This window comes from Streptomyces sp. NPDC059909 (assembly GCF_042730885.1).
Lineage (GTDB): Bacteria > Actinomycetota > Actinomycetes > Streptomycetales > Streptomycetaceae > Streptomyces.
The window spans coordinates 1-16,621 of sequence record NZ_JBHWKX010000009.1 but is presented as its reverse complement, the minus strand read 5'-3'; the positions used below and the strand labels follow the sequence as shown (position 1 = coordinate 16,621).

The window sequence follows — 16,621 nt, the reverse complement described above, 5'->3', positions numbered from 1 at the left end:
CACGACGACGACGACGATGACGACGACGACGACGATGACGACGACGACGAGGACAAGCCCAACGGTGGCGTCGACGCCGGTGCTGGTTTCCTTGCGCGCGTGACCTCCGACGACGACGACCACGACGACGACGACCACGACAAGGGTGGTTGGAAGAAGCACCACGACGACGACGACGATGACGACGACGACGACCACGACGACGACGATGACGACGACGACGACCACGACGACGACGATGACGACGACGACGACGAGGACAAGCCGAACGGTGGTACGCACACCGGCGGCGGTGGCCTCGCCACGAACAGCAGCAGCCTGGCCGCCGGCTCGGCTCTGATGCTCGGTGGCATCGGCGCCGGCATCTACAAGCTGCGTCGTCGCAACGCCACGGGCGGCGCCCAGGTCTGATGAGGCCGCCCCTGCAGTAGCACATCGCTGAGTTGTCGCGGGCACCGTCGTCCAAGGACGGTGGCCGCGGCGATGGCGTTCCCCCGGATCCGTATCCGTGTCTGCACCCGCACCCGTGCTCGCACCCGCACCCGTGCCCGCATCCGCAGTCGTGCCCGCACCCTCACACCGCTCCACCCAGCACCGAAAGGCACGTTCACATGATCTTCCGGCAGCCGTCCGGCCGATCCCCGCAACGGCCCGCTCGCTCCTTCGGGTCCATCCGGAAGGCCATGTTGTGGCCTGCCGCGGCGGTGGGGGTGGGCGCTCTCCTGGTCTACGGTTCGCTCGACCCCACCGCGGCGGGCGGGGGGTCCGCTCCCTCGGTGACGATCACCCCCAGAGCCGCCGGCCCCGGCGCGGGCGAGTCCGCCGGCCCGTCGGCCACCGCCGTCGGCCCGGCGCTGCCCCGCTCGGTCCCCAAGCGGATCAAGATCGACATGATCTCCGTCGACGCGCCTTTCACCCCACTGACGCTGAACGCGACCGGACAGCTCAACGCGCCGCCGCCCAACGACAGCAATCTGGTGGGCTGGTACGAGCGCGGTCCCACCCCCGGCGAGCGAGGCACCTCGATCGTCGCGGGCCACTTCGACACCCTGACCGGCCCCGCCGTGTTCGTGGGCCTGAGCGAGCTGAAGCCCGGTAACCACGTCGAGATCACCCGCCAGGACAACGTCGTCGCCGTCTTCAAGGTCGACTCCGTCGAGTCCTTCAGCAAGGCGAAGTTCCCGAACGCGCGCGTCTACAACGACACCCCGTCCGCCCAGCTGCGCCTGATCACCTGCGCAGGCGAATACGACAAGACGGCCAAGGACTACAAGGAGAACCTGGTGGTCTTCGCCCACCTGGAGTCCAGCCGCCGTGTACCGGCTCAGGCAGTTCCGAAGGTACCCACAGCTCCGAAGGCTCCGACAGCTCCGAAGGCTCCGGTAGCACCGAAGTCACCTGCAGCACCGGTAGCACCGACGTCACCTGCCGCACCGGTGGTGCCGAAGTCACCCGCAGCACCGGCCGCTCCGGCGAGTTCGAAGGCTCCGGCAGCACCGACAGCGCCGAAGTCACCTGCAGCACCTGCCGCACCGGTGGTGCCGAAGTCACCCGCAGCACCGGCCGCTCCGGCGACTTCCAAGGTTCCGGCAGCGCCGACAGCACCGAAGACGCCTCCGGCGCCGAAGACACCGGCGGCGCCGGCCGTGCGGTGACCAGCGCTCCGTTACGCGGGGCGGGGCGACGGCCCCGCCCCGCGCGTTCGGCGGCGTCCTCCGGGGGCGCGTCAGGCGTTCGCGTACACCCGGGTCGCGAACTCCGCGATCTGCGCGTCGGTGAGGTTCTTCGCGAGGTTCGCCTCGGTGATCAGGCCGACCAACTGGTGCCCCTGCTGGACGTCGATCACCGGGAGCCGCTTGATCTGGTGCTGTTCCATCTTTGCGAGGGCTTCGTCGGCGCCTGCGCTCGCATCGATCCAGTGGAGCTCGCCGCCCAGCGAGCCTGCCTGGACCGTCGCGGGGTCGATGCCCTCGGCGCAGCACTGCACGACGATGTCACGGTCGGTGATCAGGCCGGTGAGCCGGTTGTTGTCGCCGCAGATGGGCAGACAGCCGACGTTCAGGTCGCGCATCAACTTCGCCGCTTCCATCAGCGACTGGTGCGCGCCGACGCACTGGACGCCACTGGTCATGATGTCGCGGGCGGTGAGCTGGGTGTTCCCGGTCATTGCTTTCCTACCTTCGCCACTGAAAGGCGTGCGGTGGTGTTCAGGTCTGTGGGGGCCGGTCCTGGCCCTGGCCGCCCTGGTCGCCGCCGAACTGCTCCTTGAGCTTGTCCTGGGCCACGTCGGTCTGGCGGCTGTACTTGCCCTGGGTCCTCTCGTCGAACGTGTCGCCGGCCTTGTCGATGCCCTGCGACGCCTTGTCCTCGTGACCCTTGAGCATCTGTTTGATCTTGTCCATCATCGACATGGACGCCCTCCTTGAGGTTGCCCCCGCCTCTCCAGGGTCACCTCCCTCCGCACCGTTCGCATCCTCGCGGGAGGGCGCTGGAAGGCCCCGGAAATTCCTTCCGCCGGAGCTGTCACATTCCCTTCCCGCGATCCGTCGGAGCAGTGACCGACGAAAACCCTGGAGGGAAGAAACCATGCAGGCTCGGATGAACAACCCCGCCACCGTCATCCCCTCGGCCATGCCGGCCATCCTCGATCTGCTGAAGGCCACGAGGAAGGGCGGTGTGCCGGAGACGACCCTGGAGCTGGTCCACCTGCGCGCGAGCCAGATCAACGGCTGCAGCTACTGCGTCGTGGGCGGCGCGAGCAGCGCGCGGAAGGCGGGCGTGACCGAGGACCAGCTGACGGCGGTGGCGGCGTGGCGCGAGGCGCCGTACTTCTCGGACGCCGAGCGGGCCGCGCTGGCGCTCACCGAGGCGGCGACCCGGCTCAGCGACCAGTCCGACCCGGTGCCGGACGCGGTCTGGGACAACGCCGCGGACCACTACGACGAGCAGCAGCTCGCGGCGATCATCCTGATGATCGGCACGACGAACCTCTTCAACCGCCTGAACGCGACGACAAGGCAGGTCGCGGGCGCGACCTGGTGATCCGGGGGGGCGCCGCCCCCGCGGCCCCCGGGTACCGACCGGGCGGCCCGGGTGCCCGTCCTCGAACGCCGGATGGGCTTGACGTGAGAGTCTGACGGGCCGGGGATCAGCCCGCCGGCTCGTACGGGGCGCCCAGGTCCCAGGCCTGGTGCATCGCGTCGGCGAAGGTCGCCGCCAGCTTGTGCTCGCCGGACGGGCCGGGATGGGTGCCGTCGTACGTGTCGGAGTGGATGTCGTACGACGCCGGCGGGGACGCCAGGAGCAGCGGCGAGGCAGGGGAGTCGAGGTCGGCGACGGCCTTGGCGAGCAGCTCGTTGAAGCGGTCGCACTCCGTCGCGAACGGTGCGTCGGAGGTGGCGCGGACGTTCGGTATGACGGGGAGGAGCACGGCCCGGACGTGCGGGTTCGCCTCACGGGCCGCGGCGATGAACCGGCGGGCGTTCTCGGCGGTCTGACTGCTGTTCGTGTAGAAGCCGAGGTCGATCAGGCCCAGCGAGACGAGCAGCACGTCCGCCTTCGTCGCGGTCACCGTCTCCCGGATGAGCGGCGCCATGTGCAGCCAGCCCTCGCCCCAGCCGGCGAGGTGCTTGCGGGCACGCTCGGGGAAGGCCGGGTCGGCGTAGGCGGTCGAGACGGCGGCGGCGGCGACGGTGTCGTACAGCTCGGTGCGCGGGCCGACGATCCGGTACGGGCCGCCGAAGGCGCGGTTGAGGTGCTGCCACATCCGGTAGCGCCAGGTGTAGTCGCCGGCGCGTCCGATGGTCATGGAATCACCGACGAACATGAAACGCATGGGGGTAATCATGGCCGACCCCCGCCGGGTGCTGCCCCGGCCGGTGACGTGACGATGGACACTTGGGGGCATGTGTTCGTTGCGTACGACGTGGGCGGCCGCGGCCGCCGCCGTGTTGGTCCTGGGTGCCGCCGTGCCCGCCGCCGCGGACGAGGGCGGCGGTTTCACGATCAAGGATCCACGGATCACCGAGTCCAGTGGCCTCGCGGCGAGCCGCGCCCACCCGGGGGTCTACTGGACGCACAACGACCAGGACGAGCCACGCGTCTTCGCCGTCGACTCGAGGACGGGGAAGACCGTCGCGACCGTCACGCTGCGGGGCGTCGGCAGGCCCCGCGACATGGAGGCCGTCTCGATCGGACCCGACGGCTATGTCTACGTCGGCGACATCGGGGACAACGCGGACTCGTGGAACCACGTGTGGATCTACCGCTTCCCCGAGCCGCGTTCGCTCAAGGACATCACGGTGCGCGCCACGCAGTACGTCGTGACGTACGAGGACGGGCCGCGCAACGCCGAGGCGATGATGGTCCATCCGAAGACCGGGCGGGTCTACATCGCCAGCAAGAACGAGGACGGGGGAGGCCTCTACGAGGGGCCTTCCCGGCTGGTGACGGGTGGGACGAACGTCTTCCGGCGGATCGGCGAGGTCCCGTGGGTCACGGACGGGGCGTTCTCGCCGGACGGCAAGGAGCTGGTGCTGCGCTCCTATTTCAGCGCCCGCGGCTACGTGTGGAGCGGCGGCCGCCTCGGCGCCGACCATCACGTCAGCGCCCCGCTGCAGGGACAGTCCGAGTCCGTGACGTACACGACCGACGGCAAGGCCCTCATGTTCGGGACGGAGGGCGAGCAGAGCGAAGTCGTGCGCAGGGACGTCGACAAGAGCGACGGCCGGGGCGCGGGAGGCGACTCGCCCTCCGGGTCCGCGAGCGGCGGCGGGGACGCGTCGGCGTCGGACGGCGGTGACGGCAAGGGGCTCGCCGTGCCCGCGGGCGCGGTCGTCGCGGCACTGGCGGTGCTGCTGGCGCTACGGTCCCGGCGCCGCGGGCGCGGTCAGGGGGCCTGATTCCCTGTTCCTGATCCCTCCTGACCCCCGGTCAGGGGGTCTGCTCGCCCGGGCCGCCCGGCAGACGCAGCTCGTAGTGCAGCGGCCGGTCGTGCTTCATCCTTTGCGCCAGCGGTACGAGCATCCCGTGCGTGAGCGGGTACTTGCGGGCGAGGAGCTTCGCCGCGTGCTCGTTCTCCTCGCTGTCCGGGTCGAGCAGGCGCATCCGCGCCGTGGCCTCGGGCCCGGTCGGCTTGCCGTGCGGGGTGGCAGGGGCGATCTCCACTTCCTGGTCGCGGCGCAGCCGTTTGGCCTTGCCGGACGTGGCGTACACGCGGATGTAGGCGTGGTCCCCCTCGACGGCGATGTTGACGGGTGTACCGACGCCGGTGCCGTCCCGTTTGTGGGTGGTGAGCAGGACGGCCCACTGCTTGGTCAGCGCGGTGAGGGGTGTCGGGGTCGGAGTCGAAGTGGTCATGACTCCATGGAGGCACGGAATGCGCCCGGCGTCATCCCGGGCCGCCGCCCTCGGACCCCACGCCGTGGCCTGCGCGGGGTCCGGGGCGGGCCGGCTAAGGCCCGGATCAGGTCTCCGGGCACTCCTTCCACGCGAGCCGGTAGACGGTGTTGATCTCGCCGTCCGTCGAGTCCATCGTCATGAAGCTGGTCGCCGACGGGCTGGACGTGCCGGCCTTGACGCGCAGCTCGGTGTTGATGTTGAAGTTCCGCTTGACGCCGCACGGGGCCCACACCAGCTGGGCCCACTCGGTCTCGTCGGTGGCCTGCCAGTTGTTGTCGTACGGCCCGTTGAAGGTGTGGTTCCTCGCGGCCGTGTCGGGCGAGCCCTGGAAGTAGTACGAGGCCTTCTGGACCGCGGTCGCGCCCCGCTGCAGGCTGGCGTAGCCGCGGTAGTCCGCGCTGGCGACGGCGTACGTGAAGCCCTGCGGGACGTGGACGATCAGATTGAGCTGGCAGTTCTTGCGGAAGTCGGTGGGCGCCGAGCCCCCGCCCACCTGCGCCAGATAGTCACTGTACGTGACCGTGAACGCGGTGTTGTCCGGCGAGACCGCCACGGCGGCGGTCCCCTGCTTGCAGCCCGAACCGTTCACCGTGGCGATCTCGATGACGATTTTGTCGGGCGGGGCCACGATGCCCGCCGAAGCGGTGCCGGGGGTACCGGCGACGAGCATGGAGGCGAGGACCGCCGTGGCGGCGGCACCCGCGCGTAATGCACCGGGCATGATGCGTACTCCGATCGAAGGTGGTGGTCGGTGGCCTTGCGTGAGGAACCGTGGGGGGTCCAGCCGATCCCGTGTCATGTCACGTCGGCGAATCGTTGAGACGTGAACATGTCAATGCATCGGATCGTGCCGATCGTAGGGATGCGGCGGGCCGCCGGATAGGGCGGTTATCGGCCGTCCCTGCACGGCGACTCCACACCGTCTTCACGTAACCGGCACGCTTCACGCAACCGGCACGACAAGGGCCCGGCGGCCGAATGCCGCCGGGCCCTGTGTCGTACGGCCAGTGACTACAGCTTCTCGATCACGTAGTCGACGCAGGCCGTCAGCGCCTGCACGTCCGCCGGGTCGATCGCCGGGAACATCGCGATCCGCAGCTGGTTGCGGCCCAGTTTGCGGTACGGCTCCGTGTCGACGATCCCGTTCGCGCGCAGGACCTTCGCGACCGCCGCCGCGTCGATGTCGTCCGAGAAGTCGATCGTGCCGATGACCTGCGAACGCTTCGCCGCGTCCGCGACGAACGGCGTCGCGTACTTCGACTCCTCGGCCCAGCCGTACAGCGCCCGGGCGGAGGTGGCGGTGCGGCCCGTCGACCAGTCGAGGCCGCCCTGGCCGTTGATCCACTTCAGCTGCTCGTTGAGCAGGAAGAGGGTCGCCAGCGCCGGGGTGTTGTACGTCTGGTTCTTGAGCGAGTTGTCGATCGCCGTCGGGAGGCTGAAGAACTCCGGGACATGGCGGCCGGACGCGTGGACACGCGCGGCCCGCTCCAGTGCGGCGGGCGAGAACACGGCGATCCACAGGCCGCCGTCCGCGGCGAAGGACTTCTGCGGCGCGAAGTAGTAGACGTCCGTCTCGGCGATGTCGACGGGCAGACCGCCCGCGCCGGACGTCGCGTCCACCAGCACCAGCGCGCCCTCGTCGGCGCCCTCGACCCGCTTGACCGGGGCGGCGACACCGGTGGAGGTCTCGTTGTGGGTGAAGGCGTAGACGTCCACGCCCGCCTCGGCCCGCGGCTCCGGGTGCGTACCCGGGTCGGACGCGATCACGGTCGGCTCGGCCAGCCACGGGGCGAGCTTCGCGGCCTTCGCGAACTTCGACGAGAACTCGCCGAAGGAGAGGTGCTGCGACTTGTTCTCGATGAGACCGTGCGTCGCGATGTCCCAGAAGGCGGTGGAGCCGCCGTTGCCGAGGATCACCTCGTAGCCCTCGGGGAGACTGAAGAGGTCGCGTACGCCCGCGCGCACCTCGCCGACCAGGTTCTTGACGGGGGCCTGGCGGTGGGACGTACCGAGCAGGGACGTACCGGTGGCGGCCAGGGCGTCCAGCGCCTCCGTACGCACCTTGGAGGGGCCCGAGCCGAAACGGCCGTCTGCGGGCTTGATGTCAGCGGGAATCTGGATATCGGCCACGAGCCGGAGCCTAGTCGGTTCCGCCAGGTCACCGAGGGCGCTGTCCGGCGGATGAGACAACTGGTCACTGGTCGGGACGGGTGACGGACGCGTCGGGGCGTCACCCGAACGAGCGTGGGGCACGCTGAGCGCATGGCTGATCGTGAGGAGCTCGCACGCGCCCTGCGGGCGGTCGTCCGTGGCGAGGTGGACTTCGGGCCCGGCGCCCGCGCACTCATGACGATGGACGCGTCCAACTACCGCCGCGTCCCTGACGGCGTCGTCGCGCCGCGCGACGCGGAGGACGTCGCGGCGGCGCTCGCGGTCTGCCGCAGCCACGGGGTCCCGGTCGTGCCGCGGGGCGCGGGGACGTCGATCGCCGGGCAGGCGACGGGGGCCGGCGTGGTGCTGGACTTCACGCGCCACATGCGGTCGGTCGTCTCGGTGGACCCCGAGGCGCGCACGGCGGTCGTCCAGCCGGGTGCGGTGCTGGACCGGCTGCGGGACGCGGCGGGGGCGTACGGGCTGACGTTCGGCCCGGATCCGTCCACGCACAGCCGCTGCACGCTCGGCGGGATGATCGGCAACAACGCGTGCGGGTCGCACTCGGTGGCGTGGGGGACGACCGCGGACAACGTCCACGAGCTGTCGGTGGTGACGTACGGGGGCGACGAACTCCGCATCGGACAGGGGTGGGGGACCGCAGCCCCGGCCGGACTGCGGGAGCTCGTCGAGGCGAACCTGGCGCTGCTGCGCACCGGCTTCCCCGGCGGGCTGCCGCGCCGCATCTCCGGGTACGCGCTCGACGCGCTGCTGCCCGAGAACGGCACCGGCCTCGCCCGCGCCTTCTGCGGCAGCGAGGGCACCCTGGCGGTGCTCACCGAGGCGACCGTACGGCTCGTGGAGTCGCCGCCCGCACGGGCCCTCGCCGTCCTCGGGTACGCCGACGAGAGCGCCGCCGCGGAGGCCGCCGCCGGGCTGCTGCCGTACCGGCCGCTGACGGTCGAGGGCATGGCGCAGGACCTCGTTCCCGACGCCGCGGGGCACGGTCTGCCGCGGGGCGGGGCATGGCTGTTCGTCGAGACGGGCGGGGAGACGGGGGCCGAGGCCCGGGCCCGCGCGGAGGAGATCGTGCGGGGCGCCGACGCGCCGGCCGGGACCGTCGTCACCGACCCGGCCGGGCAGCGCGCGCTGTGGCGGGTACGGGAGGACGCGGCGGGCACCGCGACCCGGATGCCCGACGGCAGCGAGGCCTGGCCGGGCTGGGAGGACTGCGCGGTGCCCCCGGCACGCCTCGGCGCCTATCTGCGGGACTTCCGGGCGCTGCTGACGGAGCACGGGCTGCGGGGGACGCCGTACGGGCACTTCGGGGACGGGTGCATCCACGTCCGCATCGACTTCGACCTGCTGAGCCCGGACGGCGTGCGGCGCTTCCGCTCCTTCTCCGAGGACGTGGCCGAGCTGGTCGTGGCGCACGGGGGCTCGCTGTCGGGCGAGCACGGGGACGGGCAGGCGCGTGCGGAGCTGCTGCCGAGGATGTACGGGGACGAACTCGTCGGGCTCTTCGGCCGGTTCAAGGACGTGTGGGACCCGGCGGGGGGCCTGAACCCGGGCGTGCTCGCGCGCCCGGCACCGCTGGACGAGAACCTGCGCTTCGCCGTGCTGCCGCGCAAGCCGGTCGACGTGGCATTCGGCTACCCGCACGACGGCGGCGACTTCACGGCCGCGGTGCGGCGCTGCGTCGGGGTCGCCAAGTGCCGGGTCGAGGGGCCCAGTTCGGGGCCGGGCGTGATGTGCCCCTCGTACCGCGCGACGCGCGAGGAGCAGCACTCCACGCGCGGGCGCGCCCGGCTCCTGCACGAGATGCTCGCGGGCGAGGTCGTGACGGACGGCTGGCGGTCGGCCGAGGTACGGGACGCGCTCGACCTGTGCCTGTCCTGCAAGGGGTGCCGGAGCGACTGCCCGGTGGGCGTCGACATGGCCACGTACAAGGCGGAGTTCCTGCACCACCACTATGCGGGCCGGCCACGCCCGGCGGCCCACTACGCCATGGGGCGGCTGCCGGAGTGGCTGCGCCTGGCCGCGCCCGTCGCGGGCGTGGTGAACGCGGCGGCGCGCGTACGCCCCCTCGCGGCCCTCGCGAAACGCCTGGCGGGCATCGCCCCGGAGCGCGACATCCCGGTGCTCGCCCGCCGGACCTTCACCGACTGGTGGCGCCGCAACGGGACCCCCGGCTCCCCGCTCGTCCTGTGGCCGGACACCTTCACGGACCACCTGTCCCCGTCCGTCTGCCGCGCGGCGGTCGCGGTCCTCGCATCGGCGGGTCTGGGCGTCTCCCTCCCCCCGGGCCGGGTCTGCTGCGGCCTCACCTACGTCTCGACCGGCCAGCTGGACCGCGCCCGTACGGTCATGCGCCGCACCCTCGACGTCATGGAGCCCGTCCTCGAGCGCGGCGCCCCCGTCGTCGTCCTCGAGCCGAGTTGCGCGGCGGCGCTGCGGACGGACCTCCCGGAACTGCTGGGCGACGACCCCCGGGCACGTGTCCTGGCCGATTCGGTGCGCACGTTCGCGGGCGCCCTGGAGGAGTACGCCCCCGACTGGACCCCGCCGAGGAGCGACCGCCCGGTCGCGGGCCAGACCCACTGCCACCAGCACGCGGTCCTGGGCGACGCGGCGGAGCGCCGCCTGCGCGAACGCGCGGGACTGACGGGCGGCCTGAGCGGCGGCTGCTGCGGCCTCGCCGGCAACTTCGGCTTCGAGCGGGGCCATTACGAGGTCTCCGTGGCGTGTGCCGAGGACCAGCTGCTGCCGTCGGTGCGCGCGGCGGGCGAGGACGCGGTGCTGCTGGCGGACGGCTTCTCCTGCCGTACGCAGCTGGAACAGCTGGTGGGCGTCCGGGCGCGTCATCTGGCGGAGGTGCTCGCGGACGCGATCGCGGGGGAGAGGTGAGAGGCCGGCGCCGCCTGGAGACGCGGCTCTCGCCATGGGCGTGTCCTCACGACCGTGCGTATCGTTGTAATGCGCGGCTCCAGGCGACGACGTGGCAGCCGGGGAGGAACGCCAGGATGACCGTCGTAGAGACCGTCAGGATCGACATGGCCGAAGAGAACGACGAGCTGACTCTGGACGAGCTGTTCGAGTCGCTCGAGCGGATGCCCGTCCCCGAGGGATACAAGGTCGAGATCGTCGAGGGGGCCATCCACACGCTTGGTGATGTTCGGGGAGAGCAGGGCGTCCCCGGCCGCCACCACCCTGACAGCATGGGCGAGTTCGTCGGCCGACGCGTCCTTGAGAAGGAACCCGGACGCGCCGGCGCGCAGCGCCTCGTACACGTACTCGTCGAGGTCGAAGGTGGTCAGGACGAGCACCTTGACGGTGCTGCCGTCGGATCCGGTGATGCGGCGGGTCGCCTCGATGCCGCCGAGCTCGGGCATCCGGATGTCCATCAGGACGACGTCCGGCGCGAGTTCGGCGACCTTGGCGACGGCGTCGAGGCCGTCCACGGCCTGTCCGACGACCTCGATGCCCTGCTCGGCGTCGAGCAGGACCGTGAAGCCCTGGCGGACCATCATCTGGTCGTCGGCGATCAGGACACGGATGGGCGCCTGAGGTGCCTGGGCGGTCGTCATGGGGCTCCCTCGACGGGTTCGGCGGCGGACGGCTCGGGGTGGTCGGTGTGGACGGCGTCGTTGGTTCGGGCGGGGAGGATCGCGGTCACTTCGTAACCGCCGTCCGGCGTGGGCCCGGCGGCCAGTTCGCCGCCCAGCATGGCCGCGCGCTCCCGCATCCCGAGAAGGCCGTGTCCGGCGCCCGGCGAGGGTGCGACGGGCCGGTCGGGCTCGGTGTTCGTGACCCGGACCGTGACACCGGACCGCTGGTGGCCGACGGCCACCCGCACCCGGGCGCCGGGCGAGTGCCGCATCGCATTGCTGAGCGCCTCCTGCACGATGCGGAACGCCGACAGCTCCACGCCGGGCGACAGCGGGCGGGGATCGCCCGTGACTTCGGTGGTGACCGTGAGACCCGCCCCGCGCACGTTGTCGACCAGCTCGGGCAGGCGGGCGAGGGTGGGCTGCGGTGCGTGCCGTACGCCCTCGGCCGCGGGGTCCTCCGAGCGCAGGACGTCGAGGACGCGGCGGAGTTCGGTCAGCGCCTCGACGGCGTTCTGGCGTATGCCCGCGAGGTTCTCCCGCAGCTCGTCGGGCGGGTTCTCGACCAGGTGCGGGGCGACCTGCGCCTGGATGGAGATGACCGACATGTGGTGGGCGACGACGTCGTGCAGCTCGCGGGCGATCCGGTTGCGCTCCTCGAGGAGGGCGCGCGCCGACCGCTCCTCGGCGGTCAGCACCTCCTGCTCGACCAGCCGCGTACGGGCCACCCGGCCGATGCGCAGCGAGGCGCCGACCACCACCGCGGTGGCGAAGGCGATGGTGCCCCGCTCGACGACCTGGTTGTGGTCATGGCCGGCGTGGGCCACGTTCACGATGCCCGACAGGACGGTGATCCCGAGGGCCGCGGCGGCGATCCGGGGAGGCACCCGCAGCGCGAGGAGCAACAGCACGAGGGTGTGCAGGGCGATGCCCCAGGCGGACCAGGGCCAGTGCATGTCGCGATGGACGACGGCCTCCACGACCTCCGCGGTGAGGAAGAGCGTGAGCGTCGACAGCCACCAGGCGGCCACCGGGCGGGACAACGCGAGGACGAGGGCCGCCGACTGGAGCACGACGAGCAGGAGCACGATCGCCGTGTCGGCGTACTGCTCGCAGTCGTTCAGGTTGAAGCCGCCCATGGCCACCGCGAACAGCAGCACATGGACGTGCGGCAGCCAGCCCAGCCAGCCGTTGCGCGGCAGCGGGTCGCGGGCGGCCGTGAACAGGTCCGCGCGCAGGGTGCGCCCCGTCGAGCGCACCGCGGCTACCAGCCGCTCGCCGCCCGGCTTGCCCGTCCCCCGTGTCTCCCCCCTCGCCACGTGGTCAACCCTAGGCACTGCGCGCCTCCGTTGTCCGTTCGGGCCGGTGCTCGCGCACGAGCGTGCCGCGACCCGGTCCTGTCTGCTCGTACGTGCGGAAGACCGCCCAGCAGGCCAGCAGCGCCACGCCGAACGCCGGCAGCCAGGCCAGCCGGGCGAGCACCCAGCCGGGCCCGGCGGGGACGGTGTGCAGTCCGGGCAGGGCCGTGCCCCCGAGCAGGCCGACGGCGGTGACGGCCATCATCGCGGTCTGGTGCCACAGGAAGACCGTCATGGCGGAGAGGTTCACCAGCGCCACCGCCGCCCAGGCCGTGGGGCGCCGTAGCGCGCGCCGCAGCGGGCCGAGCAGCAGCAGCGCCGCGCCGCACTGGGCGAGACCGAAGGTGACGGCGGCGAGCGTCGGCGGGTTGAGGTTGGAGACGGCGGCGCCGGGCACCCCGACCATGGACGCCGGGTACCGGGCGAACAGCACGAGCCCGGCGGTGGCGGCGGCGCCGCCGGCCAGCAGCACCCATCCGGTCCTGCTGCCCCGCAGGCCGCCGCGGGCCCAGGCCGCGCCCAGGCAGTACGGGACCAGCCAGCCGGCCGCCACATTGATCCAGCCGAGCGGTTCGAACCGGCCCGTGCCGTCGTCGAGTCCGAAGCGGACCAGGTCGACATGCAGCACGACGGCGATCGGCCACAGCGGGGGCAGCCCGGCCACGAGCGGGGTCGCCGCCGTCAGCCCCGCGAAGACCAGCAGGAACCAGAGCGGGGACAGCACGAGCGTGCCCAGCGCGTGCACGGTCTCGAACCCCACTCCCGACGCGAGCATCACGCCCGTCGCCGCGGCCCACACCGCCAGCACGGCGGCCACCGGCCGGAACAGCCGCCCCAGCCGGCTGCCGAGCCACCGGCCGTACGTCTCGCCGCGGGCGCGGGCGGAGGCGTAACTCCTCGCACCCACCTGCCCGCCCACCAGGAAGAAGACCGCCAGGGTCTGGAACACCCAGGAGACAGGAGCCAGTTGGGGCATGTGCCGGAGCGGGCTGGCGCCGCGCACCGTACCGCTGTCGGCGACCAGGGCGGTCACCAGCCAGTGGCCGATGACCACCCCGAGGATGGCGAGGGCGCGCAGCGCGTCGACGGCCCGGTCACGGTCGGGCGGCGTCGCGGCACCGACCCGCCGGACGAGGTCACGCACGGGGAGCCTTCAGGGCCCGGCCGTTCACGATCCGCGCGATGTTCCTGAGGGACACGGAGCCCGGCTTCAGGTAGTCGCTGTGGCCGCCGCCGCCCGCGTCGAAGGGCCGGGCACCGAACTCCCCGGACACGGGGTCGGTCCCGAACCCGACGGTGGCGAAGGGAAGGCGGAGCCGTACGTGCGGCACGTCCGCGATCCAGTCGTCGGCGCCCCGGCCGGCCCAGACGGTGGCGCGGGTGTCCAGCCGGCCGGCGCTGTCGGCGCCTGTCCCGGGGCTGCCGTGGAGAACGATGTCCGCCACGTCCAGCCCGGGCGCGGCAGCGGCGCAGACCACCGACCCGTACGAATGGCAGAGGAGGGAGACCCGGGCGGCGGGCACGGCGGCGTGCAGTTCGCGTACGAACCGGCGCAGTTCGGGGGCGGCGTCCTGCGCGCGGCCGGGCGTCAGCGCCGTGAGGCTCACCGCGGGCGGCGTCCGGTACCCGAGCCAGGCGACGACGGCGGCGCGGTCGCCGCCCAGCTCCCGCCGGAGTGCGGCGGCGCCGGCCCGGAAGCGCTCGTACCTGTCGAGGCCGGTGTCCGAGCCGGGCACCAGCACGGCGATCCGCTCGGCGCGGGACAGGTCGCCGAACACCTCGGCGCTGCGGCCGCCGTTGCGGCCGTCGAAGGTGAGGAACTGCCGCGCCGGATCCGCCATGCCGCGCAGCGCGGCCGCCCGCTTCCGGTCACCGTGGCCGGCGGCCATCCGCTCGGCCGCCCGGATGCCGTCGCGGTTGACGGCGTACCGCTCGGCGAGGGTGTCGTGCGTCGCGTCCCGCAGCGGGGCGAGGGCGGCCGCGGCCGGCACGGGCGCCGGTACGGCGGCGGGCCGGGCCGCACTTGACACCGGCACGGCAACGGATGCGGCGACGAGCGCGGCGAGCAGGGTGCGGCGCGGGCGGTTGCTGGATGGGCGGTTGCTGGGCGGAGGGTTGCCGGGCGGGCGGTTCCCGGGAAGGCGGGACGCCATGGTGGGTGGTCCTTCCGGTGCCGGTTGATTCCGGCACCGAAGTTATGGATCAGCCCTGGTGGTCGGCGTCCCGCCGGGGAGCGCACCTTCCGCGTAGCTCTCAAGTACTACGGGTCGGGTGGGCCCTGCACGCCCGCACGCCCGCACGCCCGCACGCCCGCACGCCCGCACGCCCGCACCTCGTCCTCCGCGGCGGTCAGGCCTGTCGCCGCGCCGGCAGGAGCGCGGCCACGCCGCTCACGAGCAGGGCGAGGACGCCGATGCCCGCCACGCCGAGAGCACCGAGGTGCACGAGCGTCAGCCAGGTGTCGGGCTTGCCGTACGCCCGGTCGCCGAGGGCCTTCGCCTCGCCGGCGAACGTCAGAGCGCCCTCCCCGGAGCGCTTGATGTCGTCCCCGTAGGCGTACAGCGTGCCGGTGCGGGCCTGGCCGTCGGCCGTCCACTTCGCGCCCTCGCACTTGCCGGTGCTCTTGCCGTCGCCGACCGTCTCGATACGGCACGAGCTGGGCAGTTGGACGGAGACGGTCTTGCCGAAGGCGTAGGCGGCGCCCCAACCGCTCGGCGACTGCGAGGCGCTCCCGATGAAGAAGAAGACCCCGACCCCCACCGCGATGACGAACAGGCTGATGCCGCTTCTTTGCTTCAGCTTCTCCCAGCGTCCCTGCATGGCAACCCCCCACATGGTTGTGTGCACGTCACTTCATGGGATGTTCGGGCACAGGAGTGGCCGAATCTCATCCCTGCGTGTCGCGCGTTTGTACCGCAGACGTGTGTGCCCGACAAGCGGTTCCCCTGGGTCGTTCCAGGCGGTAAAGGCCGTACGCTCCAGCAGGGTTGACGGCCCGTCGTGTTCGGTCCGAGGGGGTGACCGTCGGCCACCGCCCACGCGCGGTGCATAGGCTGCCGGTCATGACACCACTCCCTGTCGAGCTGGTGATCTTCGACTGCGACGGCGTGCTCGTCGACAGCGAGCGGATATGCGTCAAGGTGGACGCCATGATCATGGCCGACCTCGGGTGCGCGTTCACCGAGGCCGAGATCGTCGAGCGCTTCGTGGGCTCGTCCACCGAGGTCTACACGGCCGCGGTGGAGGAACGCCTCGGGCGTCGCCTGGAGAAGGACTGGCAGCAGCGGTACGAGCACCTCTACCAGGAGGCCTTCGCGGCCGAACTCACGGCCGTCGACGGCATCACCGAGGCTCTCGACGGCCTCACCGCACCCTTCTGCGTCGCCTCGAACGGCGACCACGCCGGCATCCGCCACAGCCTGGCGCTCACCGCCTTGAGCGAGCGCTTCGAGGACCGCATCTTCAGCGCCACGGATGTCCCCAGAGGCAAGCCCGCCCCCGACCTCTTCCAGCACGCCGCCCGTTCCATGGGCGTGGCCCCGGACCGATGCGCGGTCGTCGAGGACAGCGCCTACGGCATCCAGGCCGCCCACGCCGCGGGAATGCGCGCCTTCGGCTACTGCGGCGGCCTGACCCAGGCGGCGCGGCTCGCAGGACAGGGCACCGTCGTGTTCGACGACATGCGGGCCCTGCCTTCGCTGCTGGAGGCCGCCGTCGGCGGGTGAGCGGGGAGCTGTGCGGGGCTCTGTCGCACACTCAGGCCTCGTCGTGCCGAGGCTGCTCCAGTTTGAAGTCCAGCCACACGCTCTTGCCCACGACGTGCTCCGTGACGCCGAAATCATCGGCCAGTTGGGACACCAGAAAGAGTCCACGCCCATCGGTTGCATCCACGAAGGGGGCGCGCACCATGGGCTGTCCGTCGCCGCTGTCGCGCACGTCGATACGCAGCATGTCGCCATCGACCGCGAGCGCGACGCAGAACTCACGCCCGAGAGGGACGCCGTGCTGCAGTACCGGTAGGCCACTGGCGAGGTTTCCGCTGTGCGGGTCCTTCTCCAGTGGCCCCCGGCCCGAACCCGCCGTGCACCCTTTCGGTGCAGCGGG

Annotated in this window: 17 protein-coding genes and 1 pseudogene; 6 read left to right on the top strand and 12 right to left on the bottom strand. The window is 72.1% G+C overall.

What is annotated here, in order from left to right:
• Both ACFV9O_RS09110 and ACFV9O_RS09105 read left to right on the top strand, forming a co-directional pair.
• Nucleotides 1–411: pseudogene (locus ACFV9O_RS09110) on the top strand (hypothetical protein); the annotation flags it as partial.
• A 272-nt stretch (nucleotides 412–683) separates the two neighbouring features.
• Entirely contained in the window at nucleotides 684–1,655 is a 972-nt protein-coding gene (locus ACFV9O_RS09105) for a class F sortase (RefSeq protein WP_385414370.1), read from the top strand.
• A gap of 71 nt (nucleotides 1,656–1,726) precedes the next feature.
• Here the strand turns inward: ACFV9O_RS09105 and ACFV9O_RS09100 are convergent, their stop codons facing one another.
• Together ACFV9O_RS09100 and ACFV9O_RS09095 are read right to left on the bottom strand one after the other, a co-directional pair.
• Complete coding sequence (locus ACFV9O_RS09100) at nucleotides 1,727–2,167, bottom strand: CBS domain-containing protein (protein WP_385414366.1); 441 nt, start codon at nucleotides 2,165–2,167, stop codon at nucleotides 1,727–1,729.
• 40 nt (nucleotides 2,168–2,207) lie between these two features.
• Complete coding sequence (locus tag ACFV9O_RS09095; protein WP_385414363.1) at nucleotides 2,208–2,411, bottom strand: antitoxin; 204 nt, start codon at nucleotides 2,409–2,411, stop codon at nucleotides 2,208–2,210.
• Between the two features lie 175 nt (nucleotides 2,412–2,586).
• Here ACFV9O_RS09095 and ACFV9O_RS09090 point away from each other — a divergent pair, with 175 nt between their 5' ends.
• On the top strand, nucleotides 2,587–3,042 hold the full coding sequence (locus tag ACFV9O_RS09090; protein ID WP_385414360.1) for a carboxymuconolactone decarboxylase family protein: 456 nt from the start codon (nucleotides 2,587–2,589) through the stop codon (nucleotides 3,040–3,042).
• Nucleotides 3,043–3,148: 106 nt separating this feature from the next.
• Here the strand turns inward: ACFV9O_RS09090 and ACFV9O_RS09085 are convergent, their stop codons facing one another.
• A complete protein-coding gene (locus tag ACFV9O_RS09085) occupies nucleotides 3,149–3,835 on the bottom strand; it encodes a GDSL-type esterase/lipase family protein (protein ID WP_385414357.1) in 687 nt (228 codons plus the stop codon).
• A 70-nt stretch (nucleotides 3,836–3,905) separates the two neighbouring features.
• Here ACFV9O_RS09085 and ACFV9O_RS09080 point away from each other — a divergent pair, with 70 nt between their 5' ends.
• Complete coding sequence (locus ACFV9O_RS09080) at nucleotides 3,906–4,901, top strand: WD40 repeat domain-containing protein (protein ID WP_385414354.1); 996 nt, start codon at nucleotides 3,906–3,908, stop codon at nucleotides 4,899–4,901.
• A gap of 31 nt (nucleotides 4,902–4,932) precedes the next feature.
• Here the strand turns inward: ACFV9O_RS09080 and ACFV9O_RS09075 are convergent, their stop codons facing one another.
• The 3 genes from ACFV9O_RS09075 to serC all read right to left on the bottom strand — a co-directional run bounded on the left by ACFV9O_RS09075 (nucleotide 4,933) and on the right by serC (nucleotide 7,530).
• Nucleotides 4,933–5,358 carry a PPOX class F420-dependent oxidoreductase gene (locus tag ACFV9O_RS09075; RefSeq protein WP_385414352.1) on the bottom strand — a complete coding sequence of 142 codons (426 nt, stop codon included), beginning with the start codon at nucleotides 5,356–5,358 and terminating at the stop codon, nucleotides 4,933–4,935.
• Between the two features lie 106 nt (nucleotides 5,359–5,464).
• A complete protein-coding gene (locus ACFV9O_RS09070) occupies nucleotides 5,465–6,121 on the bottom strand; it encodes a DUF4360 domain-containing protein (RefSeq protein ID WP_385414350.1) in 657 nt (218 codons plus the stop codon).
• Between the two features lie 290 nt (nucleotides 6,122–6,411).
• Nucleotides 6,412–7,530, bottom strand: coding sequence for a phosphoserine transaminase (serC, locus tag ACFV9O_RS09065; protein ID WP_385414348.1), 1,119 nt, complete (start codon nucleotides 7,528–7,530; stop codon nucleotides 6,412–6,414).
• A gap of 132 nt (nucleotides 7,531–7,662) precedes the next feature.
• On the opposite strand from serC, the gene ACFV9O_RS09060 reads away from it, so the two are divergent.
• Nucleotides 7,663–10,458: an FAD-binding and (Fe-S)-binding domain-containing protein gene (locus ACFV9O_RS09060; protein WP_385414345.1), complete on the top strand. Its 2,796-nt coding sequence runs from the start codon at nucleotides 7,663–7,665 to the stop codon at nucleotides 10,456–10,458.
• On the opposite strand, the gene ACFV9O_RS09055 is transcribed toward ACFV9O_RS09060, so the two are convergent.
• The 5 genes from ACFV9O_RS09055 to ACFV9O_RS09035 form a co-directional block, all read right to left on the bottom strand.
• Complete coding sequence (locus ACFV9O_RS09055) at nucleotides 10,413–11,138, bottom strand: response regulator transcription factor (RefSeq protein WP_385414342.1); 726 nt, start codon at nucleotides 11,136–11,138, stop codon at nucleotides 10,413–10,415. The two genes, ACFV9O_RS09060 and ACFV9O_RS09055, sit on opposite strands and share 46 nt — an antisense overlap.
• Entirely contained in the window at nucleotides 11,135–12,478 is a 1,344-nt protein-coding gene (locus ACFV9O_RS09050; protein ID WP_385414339.1) for a sensor histidine kinase, read from the bottom strand. The genes ACFV9O_RS09055 and ACFV9O_RS09050 overlap by 4 nt, the downstream gene beginning before the upstream one ends.
• A gap of 10 nt (nucleotides 12,479–12,488) precedes the next feature.
• Nucleotides 12,489–13,661: an acyltransferase gene (locus ACFV9O_RS09045; protein ID WP_385414336.1), complete on the bottom strand. Its 1,173-nt coding sequence runs from the start codon at nucleotides 13,659–13,661 to the stop codon at nucleotides 12,489–12,491.
• Nucleotides 13,654–14,670, bottom strand: coding sequence for an alpha/beta hydrolase (locus ACFV9O_RS09040; RefSeq protein ID WP_385414334.1), 1,017 nt, complete (start codon nucleotides 14,668–14,670; stop codon nucleotides 13,654–13,656). Before ACFV9O_RS09040 ends, ACFV9O_RS09045 begins: the two co-directional genes overlap by 8 nt.
• Before the next feature lie 196 nt (nucleotides 14,671–14,866).
• Nucleotides 14,867–15,337, bottom strand: a complete 471-nt coding sequence (locus ACFV9O_RS09035) for a hypothetical protein (protein WP_385414331.1) — start codon at nucleotides 15,335–15,337, stop codon at nucleotides 14,867–14,869.
• A gap of 242 nt (nucleotides 15,338–15,579) precedes the next feature.
• Between ACFV9O_RS09035 and ACFV9O_RS09030 the strand changes: the two genes are divergently transcribed.
• Nucleotides 15,580–16,242, top strand: coding sequence for an HAD family hydrolase (locus ACFV9O_RS09030; RefSeq protein ID WP_385414328.1), 663 nt, complete (start codon nucleotides 15,580–15,582; stop codon nucleotides 16,240–16,242).
• A 31-nt stretch (nucleotides 16,243–16,273) separates the two neighbouring features.
• Here ACFV9O_RS09030 and ACFV9O_RS09025 read toward each other — a convergent pair.
• The coding region (locus ACFV9O_RS09025) for an ATP-binding protein (RefSeq protein ID WP_385414325.1) at nucleotides 16,274–16,621 on the bottom strand (348 nt) is incomplete at its 5' end.

Bases quoted from the DNA above. Each gene is read 5' to 3' on its own strand.
- ACFV9O_RS09105 (WP_385414370.1), top strand. From the start codon at position 684: ATGTTGTGGCCTGCCGCGGCGGTGGGGGTGGGCGCTCTCCTGGTCTAC.
- ACFV9O_RS09100 (WP_385414366.1), bottom strand. From the start codon at position 2,167: ATGACCGGGAACACCCAGCTCACCGCCCGCGACATCATGACCAGTGGC.
- ACFV9O_RS09095 (WP_385414363.1), bottom strand. From the start codon at position 2,411: ATGTCGATGATGGACAAGATCAAACAGATGCTCAAGGGTCACGAGGAC.
- ACFV9O_RS09090 (WP_385414360.1), top strand. From the start codon at position 2,587: ATGCAGGCTCGGATGAACAACCCCGCCACCGTCATCCCCTCGGCCATG.
- ACFV9O_RS09085 (WP_385414357.1), bottom strand. From the start codon at position 3,835: ATGCGTTTCATGTTCGTCGGTGATTCCATGACCATCGGACGCGCCGGC.
- ACFV9O_RS09080 (WP_385414354.1), top strand. From the start codon at position 3,906: ATGTGTTCGTTGCGTACGACGTGGGCGGCCGCGGCCGCCGCCGTGTTG.
- ACFV9O_RS09075 (WP_385414352.1), bottom strand. From the start codon at position 5,358: ATGACCACTTCGACTCCGACCCCGACACCCCTCACCGCGCTGACCAAG.
- ACFV9O_RS09070 (WP_385414350.1), bottom strand. From the start codon at position 6,121: ATGCCCGGTGCATTACGCGCGGGTGCCGCCGCCACGGCGGTCCTCGCC.
- ACFV9O_RS09060 (WP_385414345.1), top strand. From the start codon at position 7,663: ATGGCTGATCGTGAGGAGCTCGCACGCGCCCTGCGGGCGGTCGTCCGT.
- ACFV9O_RS09055 (WP_385414342.1), bottom strand. From the start codon at position 11,138: ATGACGACCGCCCAGGCACCTCAGGCGCCCATCCGTGTCCTGATCGCC.
- ACFV9O_RS09040 (WP_385414334.1), bottom strand. From the start codon at position 14,670: ATGGCGTCCCGCCTTCCCGGGAACCGCCCGCCCGGCAACCCTCCGCCC.
- ACFV9O_RS09035 (WP_385414331.1), bottom strand. From the start codon at position 15,337: ATGCAGGGACGCTGGGAGAAGCTGAAGCAAAGAAGCGGCATCAGCCTG.
- ACFV9O_RS09030 (WP_385414328.1), top strand. From the start codon at position 15,580: ATGACACCACTCCCTGTCGAGCTGGTGATCTTCGACTGCGACGGCGTG.